Source organism: Burkholderia humptydooensis (genome assembly GCF_001513745.1).
GTDB classification, from domain to species: Bacteria; Pseudomonadota; Gammaproteobacteria; order Burkholderiales; family Burkholderiaceae; genus Burkholderia; species Burkholderia humptydooensis.
On record NZ_CP013382.1, the window covers coordinates 188,791 to 202,647 of the forward strand.

Annotated in this window: 11 protein-coding genes and 1 pseudogene; 7 read left to right on the forward strand and 5 right to left on the reverse strand. The window is 58.8% G+C overall.

From position 1 onward, the window contains the following. Window positions 1–51: 51 nt before the first annotated feature. Window positions 52–975 (reverse strand): LysR substrate-binding domain-containing protein, encoded by a 924-nt coding sequence (locus tag AQ610_RS20285; RefSeq protein WP_006029709.1) that lies wholly within the window; start codon window positions 973–975, stop codon window positions 52–54. Window positions 976–1,221: 246 nt separating this feature from the next. Next, window positions 1,222–2,547, reverse strand: a complete 1,326-nt coding sequence (locus AQ610_RS20290) for an MFS transporter (protein WP_043283387.1) — start codon at window positions 2,545–2,547, stop codon at window positions 1,222–1,224. A gap of 309 nt (window positions 2,548–2,856) precedes the next feature. Between AQ610_RS20290 and AQ610_RS20295 the strand changes: the two genes are divergently transcribed. Continuing rightward, window positions 2,857–3,279 carry a VOC family protein gene (locus AQ610_RS20295; RefSeq protein ID WP_009916470.1) on the forward strand — a complete coding sequence of 141 codons (423 nt, stop codon included), beginning with the start codon at window positions 2,857–2,859 and terminating at the stop codon, window positions 3,277–3,279. 148 nt (window positions 3,280–3,427) lie between these two features. Here AQ610_RS20295 and AQ610_RS20300 read toward each other — a convergent pair. From AQ610_RS20300 to AQ610_RS20305, 3 genes and pseudogenes are all read right to left on the reverse strand, one after another. Further along, window positions 3,428–4,184 (reverse strand): annotated as a pseudogene (locus tag AQ610_RS20300) (IS110 family transposase). Window positions 4,185–4,527: 343 nt separating this feature from the next. Beyond that, on the reverse strand, window positions 4,528–5,547 hold the full coding sequence (locus tag AQ610_RS31915; protein WP_009917451.1) for an AraC family transcriptional regulator: 1,020 nt from the start codon (window positions 5,545–5,547) through the stop codon (window positions 4,528–4,530). Window positions 5,548–5,565: 18 nt separating this feature from the next. After that, window positions 5,566–6,018, reverse strand: coding sequence for a GNAT family N-acetyltransferase (locus AQ610_RS20305; protein ID WP_009917450.1), 453 nt, complete (start codon window positions 6,016–6,018; stop codon window positions 5,566–5,568). 516 nt (window positions 6,019–6,534) lie between these two features. Here AQ610_RS20305 and AQ610_RS20310 point away from each other — a divergent pair. The 6 genes from AQ610_RS20310 to AQ610_RS20330 all read left to right on the forward strand — a co-directional run bounded on the left by AQ610_RS20310 (window position 6,535) and on the right by AQ610_RS20330 (window position 13,848). Beyond that, window positions 6,535–7,434: an ABC transporter permease gene (locus tag AQ610_RS20310; protein WP_045554706.1), complete on the forward strand. Its 900-nt coding sequence runs from the start codon at window positions 6,535–6,537 to the stop codon at window positions 7,432–7,434. After that, on the forward strand, window positions 7,421–8,272 hold the full coding sequence (locus tag AQ610_RS20315; protein ID WP_043283386.1) for an ABC transporter permease: 852 nt from the start codon (window positions 7,421–7,423) through the stop codon (window positions 8,270–8,272). Before AQ610_RS20310 ends, AQ610_RS20315 begins: the two co-directional genes overlap by 14 nt. Further along, window positions 8,269–9,300 carry an extracellular solute-binding protein gene (locus tag AQ610_RS20320; RefSeq protein ID WP_041861984.1) on the forward strand — a complete coding sequence of 344 codons (1,032 nt, stop codon included), beginning with the start codon at window positions 8,269–8,271 and terminating at the stop codon, window positions 9,298–9,300. Before AQ610_RS20315 ends, AQ610_RS20320 begins: the two co-directional genes overlap by 4 nt. A 663-nt stretch (window positions 9,301–9,963) precedes the next feature. Then, window positions 9,964–10,269 (forward strand): H-NS histone family protein, encoded by a 306-nt coding sequence (locus AQ610_RS31920; protein ID WP_009917446.1) that lies wholly within the window; start codon window positions 9,964–9,966, stop codon window positions 10,267–10,269. A gap of 581 nt (window positions 10,270–10,850) precedes the next feature. Continuing rightward, a complete protein-coding gene (locus tag AQ610_RS20325; RefSeq protein WP_231749038.1) occupies window positions 10,851–12,839 on the forward strand; it encodes a sensor domain-containing diguanylate cyclase in 1,989 nt (662 codons plus the stop codon). Then, the gene (locus AQ610_RS20330) at window positions 12,829–13,848 is read left to right on the forward strand and encodes a helix-turn-helix transcriptional regulator (RefSeq protein ID WP_009917443.1); all 1,020 of its coding nucleotides are present in this window, start codon (window positions 12,829–12,831) and stop codon (window positions 13,846–13,848) included. Before AQ610_RS20325 ends, AQ610_RS20330 begins: the two co-directional genes overlap by 11 nt. Window positions 13,849–13,857 lie beyond the last annotated feature (9 nt).

A 13,857-nucleotide genomic window follows, 5' to 3' on the forward strand; every position in this document is an offset into this window, starting at 1 on the left:
AAGGTGGCGACGATGCTACCGCCGTGGCTGGCCGCGCGCCCGGAAATATCTTCAGGCGCGGCGCGAAAGAAATTCCGCGCCGTCGTGCACCGCGCGCTCGCAGACGCCGGCGAGCCACGCGGCGAACGCGTCGGCGGCGGCGCGCGACGCGTGCGGCATCAGGTAATACGGCGCCGCCGGCCGCACGATATGCGGAAACAGCGGCACGAGCGCGCCCGTCGCGAGCCAGTGGCGCGCGAGCGCGGGGCTGCCGAGCGCGACGCCCTGGCCGCTGACCGCCGCTTCGAGCAGCAGCCCGAGATCCATCAGTTTCGGTCCGTTCGCGGGCTCCGGCCAGTCGAGGCCGGCGACGCGGAACCACGACGTCCACGGTTCGAGCGGCGTGCACAAGAGCGGCAGCGCCGCGAGGTCCGCGAGCTCGCGCAACGGCGCGAAGCGTTCGACGAGCGACGGCGCGGCGAGCGGCGTCAGCGCATCGACCATCAGCACCGTCGCGCCCGACACGATCGGGCCGCCGCCGCGAATCCACAGATCGGCGCCTGTCGGCGGCGCGTCGGGAAAGGGGCTCGCGAGCATGACCTCGAGCTCCACGCCGGGATGGGCGAGCGTGAACGCGTCGAGGCGCGGAACCATGATCTGCCGCGCGAACGTCGGCGGCGCGCAGATCCGCAGCCGTTCCGTCCTGCCGGCGTCGCGCCGGTGCAACGGCACCGCGGCGAGCAGATGCAGCGGCGCGTGCACCTGATGCAGGTATTCGTTGCCGGCCGCGGTCAGCGCCAGCGCCTTGCCGCTGCGCACGAGCAACTGCACGCCGAGCAACTGTTCGAGTGCGGCGACGCGTTTCGCGACCGCGCTCCCCGTCACGCACAGCTCTTCGGCCGCGCGCTCGAACGTGCCGTGGCGCGCGGCGGCGACGAAGGCGAGCAGGCCGTCGAGGGACGGGAGGCGAAGGTCGCGGAGATCGGAGGGGTTCATCCGGCGATTCTAATCGACCGATTTCCTTGTGGCAGCGCGCGATGCGGCGATGAGCGGCGCGATCGCGCGATCCCGTGATCTCGTGATCTCGAAGGAGCCGGATATCGGCGGTCCCGCATTTCATCAGACGAATATTCGCCGGACATGAAGCCGAGCCGTCGCCCGCGGATCGCGGCCCATGCCGCTTCGGTCCGGTCCGGTCCAATCCGGCTCGGCGCGTTGGCGAGTTTCGCGCGGCGCGCGGGCTCACGAATTCGCCGCCCATGCGTGCGGCCCGGCCATGTCCGGATTCCGGCGATACCGCCCGAGCCCGACGATGCCGACGAGCGACACGAACGACAGCAGTGAGAAGAACAGCGCGAGCGGCAGCCATTCGCCCCGATAGCGCTGCGCGATCATCGTGCCGACGAGCGGCGTGGTGCCGCCCGCGACGAGCGCGCATAGCTGGTAGGCGATCGAGATGCCCGAATAGCGGATGCGCGTCGGGAACGCGGACGTCATGAAGCCGGCAATCACCGCGTAGACGGCGGACAGCGTGACGACCGCGAACGCGATGCCCGCGACGATCGCGGCCGGATCGTGCGTGCGCACGAGGACGAACATCGGATACGGCGTCAGCATCGACAGCAGCGCCGCGCAGGTCAGGAAACGCGTTTCGCCGAAGCGTTGCGCGAGCAGCGCCGAGACGGGCTGCGACAGTAGCTGGATGATCGTGACGACGAACAGGCAATCGAGGATGAACGATTTCGACATCCCGAGATACGTCGTTACGTAGGAGATCATGAACGTGTTCGTGAAGAAGAAGCCGGCGGAGCCGATCGTCGTCGCGGCCGCGGCGAGCACGATCGGATACCACGCGGTGCGCAGCGCCTCGGCGACCGGAAACCGGGCGACCGCGTGGCTGTCGCGCACGCGCTCGAACTCCGGCGACTCGTTGACGCCGAGCCGGACTGCGACGCCGATCAGCAACAGCACGAAGCTTGCGAGAAACGGCAGGCGCCAGCCCCATGCGATGAAGCTGTCGTGATCGAGCGACGTGACGCAGCGGAATGCGAGCAGCGACAGGATCAGCCCGGCCGGGCTGCCCATCTGCGGAAACGATGCGAAGAACGTCCTGCGCGCGGCGCTCGCGTGCTCGCTCGCCATCAGCACGGCGCCGCCCCATTCGCCGCCGACGGCGATGCCCTGGAGGATGCGCAGCAGCACGAGCAGGAGGGGCGCCCAGACGCCGAGTGTCGCGTGGCCGGGCAACAGGCCGATGCCGGTCGTCGCGATGCCCATCAGGAACATCGTCAGGACGAGCATTTTCTTGCGGCCGATCCGGTCGCCGAGATGGCCGAACACGGCGCCGCTCAGCGGGCGCGCGACAAAGCCGACGAAGAATGTCGCGAACGATGCCATCGTGCTGACGGAATGGTCGCTGCTCGGGAAGAATACGTCGCCGAGCACGAGCGCGGCGGCGGTGGCGTACGTGTAGTAGTCGTAGAACTCGACGGTGGTGCCGATGAAGGCGGCTGTCGCGGCGCGCACGGGTTGGGGAGTGCGGGGAATGCGGGGCGTCGGGGTTGGCATGGGCGGGTCCTTTGGGTTCGGATGCTGCGTGATGCCGGGGCTTCGGGATTGCCGGGACGGGCGGGCGGCGGGCGTGTGAAGCGGTTTGTCGTGTTGCTTTCGCCATGTCCGTCGCCGAATTGCTTTCGTTCAATTCCGTTTTCTAATTCGAAGCATGGGTGAGGCTTGTGTACTGCTTGCACGTCGATAATCGATCGCGCAGGACGGTACGAGGCGCAGCGGCACGTCCACAGTCGTCATGGTATTCGAGCGGAAGCCTTGCGTTGCACGTATTTCGCGAATCGATGCGTTCGCTACATCGAACCGGTCATGACGATGCTTAGCCGAAGGGATGGCCCGACCGGATTCAATTATCGAACGGGGCAAACGACGCTTGCCTTTGCGACGCATGGCCTCGGCCGCGCGAATCTGCCCGACGGTGATGTTGCTGCCGATGTCTCGGCTATGCCGTTGGGTGTCGAGATCGTGCTGATTGCTGATTCCGTGCCCGAGGCGTACTTGCGAGCGTTGAGTGCCGGGGTGGTGTCGATCAAGGAGCCCGTGCTCAAGCCGCGGGGGCAGACGGTCGCATATGTTCGATGTCCGGATGGGACGCTCGTGGAATTGTGTTCCGAGATGGGGGCTGAGAACGCGCATGGCTTCCAGGCGAAGCACGATGGATTTCATCCGCGAGCAAATCGCGACAGCCGGTCGTGTGTCGTCAAAGAGAATGTTCGGAGAATACGGCATTGACATCGATGACAAGAAGACAAGGCTGACGAGGCCGCCGGGCAGATGGCGGCCGCTGGTTCAAAATCTCGAAGCGGCCTTTGAACCGGATCGCGAACTGAGCCTTGGCGGCCTGCCGGCTTGTCGGCGGGGGGTGCTCCTATGTGTTTCGTCAAGCGGTAGGTGCTGACTTGGGTTGGTAAATGGTGCCGTCGCGCAGCATGGCGAACAGGACGTCACAGCGTCGCCGTGCCAGCGCGATGAGCGCTTGGTTGTGGCGCTTGCCCTGCTGGACCTTGCGCGTGTAATAGGCTCGCGAGACGGGGCCTCGCAAGGCCGCGAAGGCGGATAGGAACAAGGCGCGCTTGAGCACCTTGTTGCCGCGTCTGGATGGATGTTCGCCTCGGATAGACGAGCCTGAGCGCCGGGTGGATCTGGGTGAGCAGGCCGCGAATGCGGTTGCTGGTTTGAGGGACCTGGGCGGCGAGATCATCGTCGAAGCCGCATAGCATGGTGAGCTCGGCGAGCTGCTCGTCGGCCAATCGAAGCGAGCGCAGCGTGTGCGGCATCGAGCGAGCGGCTTCAGCAATGATCGCGGCATCGCGAGCATCGGTCTTGGCTTCGCCGGCATGCAGGTCGGCGATGCGGCGCATGGCCAGTCCCGGCAGATAGGCGACGAGTACACCTTTAGCGCGGGCAACGGCTACAGGAAGCGCACCGATGGTGGACGGTTGGTCGACGACGAATAGAAGCCGGCCGTGCGTCTTGAGTTCGGCGATCAGGGCGCGCAGCTTGGCCTCGTCGTTGGGCAACGCCTTGTTGTACAGGCGCTTGCCGTGCCGATCGAGTGCAACGGCGTGATGCTGGCCTTTGCCGACATCGACGCCGACGAAGACATCGACGGCATCACGTTGTTGTGTGTCTTGCATCGCAGTTTGTGCAGAGTGAACGGATTGGCCCGCAACAACGGTGGCAAGTCTCGGCATCCACGTTACGGACGGCGTCGGGATATCCCGGCCAAACCCCTATCAGCGATCACCAGCCACCCACCAGACCCGGTGACACACCCCGTGGATCATGACCGCGACTGGGGGCGGGAATCATGCCGGGCCTGGCTGACCAAAGCCCCAATTGAGGAACGCTTTGTCGATTACGGACTGAAAGTTACCGGACCGGTTTCGGAGCAAGCTCGTCAAGAATATGCTCGCCGCTGTGGCAGTGTACGATGCCGCGGTAAGATGATTGCCTTTAGCATATCGCAGCGAATCAGGATCAGTCGACAGTAAGCTTCGACCAACGCTTCATCGCTCGACTAAATGCAGAGGCATTTTTGTATCCGAGGCGGCTAGCTATCTCTTTGGCCGTATAACGTTTTTCAGATAGGTATTTAGATGCGATATCCTGGCGAACGAGGTCTTGCAAAGCACTAAACGATGTCCCCATATCTTTAAGCCTGCGCTGCAAACTGCGCAATGACATACCAAGCTGCTCGGCGAACTCGACAATATCCTGACAGGTCGGATTTTCATACATCAGGCAGAGCAATTGTCCCACGAGGTCGGTCGGCATCCAATGCGCCAATTCAAATTCCCGTTTCGCACAGGCTTTCTTCGCAATCTCATATTCAATGGGGTGAGCGAGGGGTAATTTTGTATTTAAAATTGAAGCGTCAAATTCTAGAAAATTCTCATCTGAATCGAATATTGCATGGCATGGAAAATATTCAGAATAACTATCCGCATGAGAAGGTCTTGAGAAAATAAGGCCGATACGCGTGAAATTGGGAGATTTTCCTATCAAATCAATCATTTGACGACGAACCGCAGTGAAGCACATATCAGTGTTTACAACAAGCAGGTCAGATCGGTAGGTGTAGCCGCCTACTATAATTCGAGCGGTGTCGCCGTCGACGGATAGCCTCATCCGAAAATAACTAATGCCTAGTAACGGATGCTCAAATGCCAGGCGCATCGCGTCACCCAATGTAGGGCTTACAAGCATTGCATGGGCTCGAAGCCCGTAAGCCGTCACCGGTATTTCATTGCCGATATGAAGTCCGATCGCGGAATTTCCTGTTGCCTTCAGAGCATTTGCAAATAGGACCATCTCTTGCGCATGCGTTACCATTGCGTTTGGGCGCTCGATGTCCGAAGGCGCAATTCCGGTGCCAACTAGCAGGGTTTCTTTAGATAGTCCTATACGCTTCATCACCTCAAGCGTAATAAAAATAGTATGAAGCGGCGCAGGGCGCTGCGCCGCAGTGCGATTGACCACCATGGCTGCTGGCTTCATCCAACATCCTCGGATAGCTTATTCTTTCAGCGATTTCGAAAAGACGACCTGGCAGCCGTACTCGTCCAACTCACCGCGCTTCCATCCGAGATGCTGGTAGAAGCCGTCGGCTCGGGAGCCTGGATCGGTGACCAAGGTGACCTGCTCCACTCCTTTATCTTTCAACCATTTCATCGCGCGTTCGAGCAGCTCGCGCCCCACACCCATGTCGTGAAAGGTCGGTTTGACGAACAGAGCAGAAATGAATGGTGTATCGGTAATGACGGGCAAACATATCCCAGCCGCTTCGCCACCACACTCACAGATCCAACCTCCGCCTTGCCGAATCTTCTCGATCAGTAGGCTGCGGTTCAGCAAATGGATCTGGTGCGGATGGATCCTATTCTCGTTTACCGAGAAGCGTACATCATAAAATGCACCGATGTCACCTTCTCTCATGGGACGGTATTCTAAACGCTCGGCCTTGATCATATTCGTTGTCGTCTCTCTATTTTGTATGGTGAAACGCGCTGATGTCTGCTCATCGAGCGCGTGCCAGCGGCCCGATTGTTACACATATCGGAGCCTGGCCCCGATTCTCGTCGAATTGAGCTTCATATCTGCACTCCGGATGCAAACAATAGTGCTCTCTGAGTCGGGGAGCGCACGACGTGCATGATAATGGTGTGGCTTACCGCCCCAATACGAACCACGCTATCAGCGCACAACTTTTCATTGTAAGTGCATTACGATGATAATAATTATATATATCGCCGTTTTGGTACTCATATTTTTCAATCAATAATCGGCACTTGAGCGTTGCAACAATCGAAACAACTAAGTAAATTGGCACCGGGGGTTGAGTGACGGTAACAATTTTGGCGCGTGGAGGTAACAGATTGGCGCAATGGGTTCTCGTCCGCTCTATAGAATATGGCGACCAATTTGTCAGACCCTCGTCCCTGCGAGCTAACCGATTTGAGGTAATTGGTGGTTTTTAGAGTCTTCATGCTAGATTTGTTTAAATCGTGGCGAGTGATTTTCGAGCCACCAGTGCTCGTCATGACGTTGGGCGTCGTTCTCCCGCTGATCGTGCTAGCCGTTGTATCGATCAATGCGCCCCTGGAGTTTGGTGGGGTGGCGTGGGGAGAGTTCACACTCCGAGCGTACGAACGGGTGGTGTTCGATCGCGATTGGGATGGGGCGCTCGTGCTCCAGCAAGGTCATATCAGCATCTTCGTTCGTTCCATGATGATGGCGGTATACGCGACCGTCGGGTGCTTGCTCGTAGGATTTCCCACTGCGTTGTTCATCGCAACACGCACGCCGAAGTGGAGAGCCACGCTGCTGGTGCTGGTGACAATCCCGTTCTGGACTTGCGTTGTCGTGCAGATGGCTGGATGGATTATCGTCATGGCGGACAACGGATTGGTGGCGCAAGCTTTGAGCTATTTGGGCCTGCTGCGCGGTCCGCTCGGCCTTTTGTACACCGATCTCGCGACGCTAATCGGTCTCGTCTATGCATTCACTCCGTTCATGGTTCTGCCAATCTTCGCCGCGCTTGACGAGTTTGACTGGCGATTGGTCGAGGCGGCGTATGACCTCGGCGCTCACAGAGTGGCCGCCCTATTGCAAGTGATTGTGCCCGTCTGCCGGCCGGGCATCATGGCAGGTGTTGGGCTTGTTTTTGTCCCGGCGCTCGGGGCTTACGCGATTCCAGGGTTGCTCGGCGGCAATCATGCGTTCATGGTCGGCAACCTGATCGACTTTCAGTTCGCTGGCGGGCGCGATTGGCCCCTGGGAGCGGCGATGTCGTTCGCACTACTCGCCGCCGTTCTCCTGGCCATGCTCGCGCTGCGCCTCAAGTCCATCCTCCAACATCGGGAACTCGGACATGAATTCGCCTGAGTTACGTCGGTTTCCGCTGACGGCAGGGATCGCGATTGCTGTGTTGATGTTCCTCTATCTGCCGTTGTTGGTCGTCGGGTGGATGAGTTTCAACGATGGGCCTTCCGCTCTCGTGTGGAAAGGGTGGAGCACGTGGGGTTACGTCGAGGCTTGGTCGGACCCGACACTGATTCGGGCGGTACGGAATTCGCTGGTTCTTGCTCTCGGATCCATGGTCCTTTCGACCGGGCTGGCTACGAGCGCAGCCGTCGCGGCGTGGTCACGCGCTGAGCGCCGAGCAATCGATCTGCGTGCGCTGGTGATCGCGCTGCCGCTGGCGATTCCGGAGGTGGTGCTCGCTATCGCAACGATGATGCTGTTTTCGATGTTTGCGCTCGATGTCGGTTTCGTTGCGGTCCTATTCGCACACGTGGTGTTTTGCATCCCGCTTGCGTATCTGCCAATCAACGCACGGTTGAAGACAATCGACCGCACGTTGCTCGAGGCTGCTGCCGATCTTTCGGCGCCGCCATGGGCTGCATTCCGACAAATTACGTTGCCTTTGGCTTTGCCCGGCATTGTCGCTGGCGGGCTGCTCGCATTCGTCGCGTCAATGAACGACTACGTCACTAGCTACTTTCTGGCGGGCGCCGGGATGACCACGTTGCCGATGTACATCTTCAGTTCGCTGAAGATCGGAATTACGCCGAAGGTCAGTGCCGTCTCGGTCGCGGTCGTTGCGCTGTCGGCTACTCAGTTGCTGACGGTCTGGGCTCTTGGCGCGCGTCGCGCGAGTAGATCCATGGGCGCTCGCGTTGAAACGTATCACCCGGACATTCAAACAATGAGAGCCGTATGAAAAAAATTATTGGGGCAATGCTACTTGCTGTTGTTGGGACCGCGACGGGCGCTGAGCTTCATGTCGGAAGCTGGCCTGTCATCATGCCTGTCTCGCTGCTCAAGAAGTTTCAGGCAGAAACCGGCATCGAGACGACGCTCGACACCTACGCGAGTGATGCGGCGCTGACGCAAAAGTTACAGGCTGGGGGAGGGGGCTACGATGTCGTGATCGCCGGCGATTACTACGTCCCCGTGCTCGTGAAGTCCGGCCTGCTGCTCAAGCTCGACAAGAGCAAGCTGCCGAACATGGCGAACATCAAGCCGGAATACCGACATCCGGCCTTCGATCCCGAGCGCGACTACGCCATTCCATTTACGGTCGTGCTGACGGGCTTCGCTTACGACAGCGCTCGCGTTCCAGGCGGACGACTCGATGATAGTTGGAAGTCCTTCTTCGAACCGCCAGAAGCATTGCGCGGCCAGATTGGCGATTTGGACGTCGAAGAGGAACTGTACATGGCCGCGAGCTGGTACCTGGGCCAAGATGAATGCACCGAGAATCCAGCAGATGCAAAACGGGTGCTCGACGTTCTGCAAAAGCAAAAGCCATTCGTGAAAACGTATAGCAATGATGGCACGGTCGATCGTCTCGCATCGCGGCAAATCACCGTTCAGCAGGTCTGGAACGGGGCGGCAGTGCGTGCGCAGGACCGCCTACCATCGATCAAGTTCGTCTATCCGAAGGAAGGCGTGAGGCTGTTCATGGATAGTCTGCTCATTCCGACAAAGGCTCGCAATGTCGATTCAGCCTACAAGTTCCTCAATTGGATGATGCGGCCGGAAAACATCGCGCTGGTGACGAATGCGGTCCGGTACAGCAACGAGATCATTGGCTCCGACCGCTATGTTGATGCAGCGCTGTTGAGCAACCCAGCGGCCAAGACGCCGGAGCAGTACAAAGTACGGCTCAAGCCGTACAAGATGTGTTCGCCCGCTGCGATTCAGTTGCGCAACAAGGTCTGGTTGAAGTTGAAGGGAAATCGCTGACTCGCTGCGGGACCCAACGAGTTCAAAATCGGCGAGCAGCCGAAGGAAGGAAAACATTAGGGTTATGAAGGCACGCTCTGTTGTCTAGGAGGGCCGTCGATCCTAGGGTATTGAAACGAAGCGGCTGTGGGCGATGCTGCGAACATCGCCCACAGCCTGACCTAGGTGTACACATTGAGAGACCACCATGGCTGACCGCATTTTACGGCAACTTTGGCACACCTGTCCGTTCGCGACGGCGGCGATCGTTATCGCAGCGACGCAGCGAAGATCACGTGCCTCGAGTCCGGCGTGCGCGCGCCATTGCGCGATCACGTTATCCTCGTTAGAAAGTGCGATATCCGACGACCGTTCGATGCGCAGACGTCATGCGTCTGCCGCGCTTCCGCCTTCGCCAAAGATCGAATCCGGTTATCTCGCGACATCGATTTCACCGTGTTCCCGCGCGCGGCGTAGGCGATATCTGACAGCTTAGGTCGAATCGGCCACCGCCTTCTGCCCTCCGATTTGCCTCGGAGCAGGTGGTTTCGCGATCGTCGATATCGACGATCACCTTTTTATTCCTCCCAGTGTTGGGCGGCGCAACCCGCCAGCACACCCATTCGGCAGTCACGTAGCCCAATTAGTGCGTGCGCCGAAACGCCAGTACATTGGAGAGTCATTGTGGCAACCTATGGGGAACTGAAGGCACAACTCCGCGCCCTCAACAAAGAAGCCGAAGCTGCAAGGCAGCGCGAATTATCGGAGGTTCTGTCGGATATTCGTGAAGCGATCCTGAGATATGAAATCCGGCCGGAGCAGATTTTTTCGACGTGGACGAGGCTGCGCTTGCCCGATAAGCGACGTGGCCCGCTTCCACCGAAATATCGAAACCCGATGACGGGGGAAACGTGGAGCGGTCGGGGGCGAACACCAAAATGGATGTCTGGCCTGCCGCGCGATGAATTCCTTGTCGATCGGCCTGCGTAATCAGCAATCCAGCGCCCCGGCCGTACCCGAACTCGCGCGCCGCTTGTAAAGCCAAATGAGAATTCGATTCAGTAGGACTCGCTGTTTCTCATGGCTACCTGCTCGAATCGGCCAGTACGTCGGGCATCACGTAAAGTTGTAAAAAATGCTGCGACGCTTGCCAGGCCGTCATTATGCATGGCAGCATGTCACACAAATTGTGCTATGCAATAGCGGTAAAAGATGCGTGCGGGTCGTGATTTAGAGACGGCGACACGACGGGCAAACGTTCATCTCGAAAAATACACAAAATGAACCGAGGGCAAGTTCCGGGCACTGGTGCGCCAGATGCATTCGCGCGCCGGTACATTTCGACACGACACAGAATCCTAACCGTCGGGGCGCTCCTATGCGTCCTCACTAGCGTTTCGATTCTCCTAGCCGCTGCCAACGAGTGGCGGAATACCTATGCGTCGGCCTATCGAACCGCACAAGTAATCGCAAAGTCATATGCTGTCCACTTGGCTAAGGTTTTCGCGACTACAGATGCGTTAACTGGGGTCATTCGTTACGAATACGATCGATCGCCCGAGACGTTCCACTTGCGTTCCCTGATTGATGGTTCTGCATTGACCTTTGATTCGGCGGCGCAGATTACGATTGTTGGCGCCGATGGCTTGGTCCTGCAGACGTGGCCACACAAAATAAATAATTCTATTTATTTGAATGACAGGCCGCATTTTATATTTCACAAAAACAATTCCGCGACCGGATTCTTCATTGGTGCGCCCGTAAAAGGGCGCGTTTCCGGCTATGTGACGATCCAATTTACTCGGCGGCTGGTAGGCCGCGCTGGCAAGTTTGCGGGCGTGGTCGTGACATCCGAACGTCCAGAGTTTTTATCAGCCGGTTTTCTAAGCAGGGCAAGCGTTGGTGAGCATGGCGCGCTTCTGGCATTTCTTAACGATGGCGTACTGCTATCTCGCGCCGAGCTGAATGTCCAAGCAACGGCGACAGGGCCGGGCCTGAATGCATACTTGGAAGCCTCGGGCACGTCGAGCGGGGAACTGGTGGATCCCATCGACCGTTCAACACGGATCTTTGCGCGTGCGCCCGTCGACGGCTATCCCGTTGTTGCGGCTGTCGCGCTGTCAAAGGCTGAAGCGATGGCGCCATTTCGCGCACACCTTTACGTGTATGTTGTGTTCGCGCTCGTCGTGCTAGGCATCCTCTTGGGCGCAACGGTGCTGGCGCTGCGCCATGCAAGAAAGCTCATCCTTGCGGAAGAGGAAATGCGAAAGCTGGCATCGACCGATCCACTTACCGATCTGGAAAATCGGCGAAGTCTGCGTGCCGCGATCGACACACATTGCTCTCGCGTTCCCGTCGCTGCGAATTCGCTAGCATTGTTGACGCTCGACTTACGCGAGTTCGGCCGCGTCAATGATCTGCTGGGGCAGGACGCAGGCGATGCCCTTTTGAGGTTGGTGGCCGATCGGCTTCGAGGTATCGCCGCGACTGACGTTCGTGTAGCTCGAGTGGGCGGAGACGAGTTCAGTTTGCTTGTCGACGATAAGGATGCTTTGGCGAGGGCGCTTGGCGTCGCTCGAATAGTCGTTGAAGCGTTTGAGAGAGCATTTGGCTTGCGAGGCCACGCCTACCTGATGAAGGTCGCCATCGGCATTGCTACCCTCGAACGGTCCGTGGCCGCGGGCTCGGAATTGTGGCGCAACGCAAATCGAGCAATGTCGGATGCGAAACGTGCGGCGGCCTCGTCCGGAGAAAGCGAAGTCCGGATCTACAGCGAAGCGATGGCGCATCAGTTGGACCGTGACGACGATGATTTCCGTGCGCTACTCCTGGCGATGGAACGGCGTGAGATCAGGCTCCATTATGAACCAATCGTCGATATATCCACTGGCCGGTTGAGCGCCTGGTGTGGCTCACTGGTATGGGAGCGCGCGTCAGACGACGTGCGCACCATGAGCGAACTGCATGGCCTGGCCAATCGCACTGACCTGTCGTTCCGCCTCGGGACATATCAGCTAGCCGAAGCGTACTCCCGACAGGATAGTGCGTGTGCTCCTATTTATTCGGCCATCCCTGCGGCTGTAGCGTTGCAAGGCGATTTAGATAATTTTATCGAACACCTTGAGGAGACGAGAGGGATTAGGCGAAGGAACATCCGTCTCGGTATTCTCAATGCTGGTGAGCTCATAGGTCACCAACGAACTGTAGAGTCGCTTCGCCGGCTTCACTCCCAGGGAGCGGAGATCTTCGCGGCCGGGATCACCGGCGACGATTGGTCGATCTCAATCGTCCGTTTGTTGCCCCTTACTGGTGTCGAAATCGGTTCACGGTTTCTGAGCGCCGCATCTCAGGACAAAGTTGCCGAGTCGATGCTGCTCGGTATTATGACGACCTGCTCCGAACTTTCATTGCGGATCCAAGTCTCGGGACTTGATAGCCAGCAGCAGTGCGACTTCCTCCGTAGCTTCTCTAATGTATTGGCCTACGGCAAGTTATATCCGGCGGCGGTATTCAACGATTTCGCCGACAACCCCATGGAGTCACGAGGTCATGATTCGTGAACTCCAGAGGATCTTTGTTGATACTGGCGAGCGGATCGAGAACTACACGAAGTTGTTTGTTCGGGACGGTTCTATCGAGCTCAAACTCGTCGATTGTGGCAGTAGCGGCGTTCTCCTGCATCGCATCCACACTCGGCTAGACGGCAGTATCACGGTACAGATGATCGATGCAACAGATGCCGTTCGCTTAACCGAGTTCCTCGAGAACGATCCGTATAACGAAGTCCTGGCACCGCGCTATCGCACCATTGTCCAGGCTGTAGAGACGCGGGCCAACGCAAGCCATGGCGTGCGGCCTTTCGTCAGCATAGCCGACTGTTGCACTGAACTTGACGTTCTCGCGTTGATGCGTTCGGTATGTATCGAGCACGGCGGCGACTATGCAATTTTCCATTGGCTGTCTTCGGCTGATACGTGCGGCCTCCATGGAGCCATCTACGACACGCACGTGATGTTGGCCGCATGTCCGCCAAGTTGGTTGCTTGCCTATGAGCGGCGCGTTGAAACGGATCCGGTGTTGGTGTATGCGCGCAACAACGTGATGCCAACTTGCGGCTTCGAATCCTTCGGTAGTTCCAATGGCGCATGGTTCGCGCGTGAAGCAGTCCTATATGGGCTGAGAAGCAACGTCTTTCTGCCAGCGACTCGCAGTTCCGAGCGCGGCAAGCTCCATGGTCTGCTACACGTCAGCTCCAGCAAGTCTGCACCATACGGAGAGACGGAGATCTGGCGCCATCAGCGCGAGCTTCGGGGACTGGCAGAGGAACTCCTTGATTGGCCGACGATCCGCTACAAGCGCGCTGCTGCTGCGCAATTTCAGTTGAGCGATGCAGAGAAGATCATTCTCCAGTGGATCCGACGAGGCGGTGACGCGACACACGCCGCGGCTGATCTCGCCCTTACGCAACGGCAAATCTACCGTCACTATAAGTCGATAAAGGTGAAGATGGGGCGTGACGACATCCGTGCGTGCGCACGTATGGCCGCAGAGGCTGGCCTCGTTGATTGACATTAATCG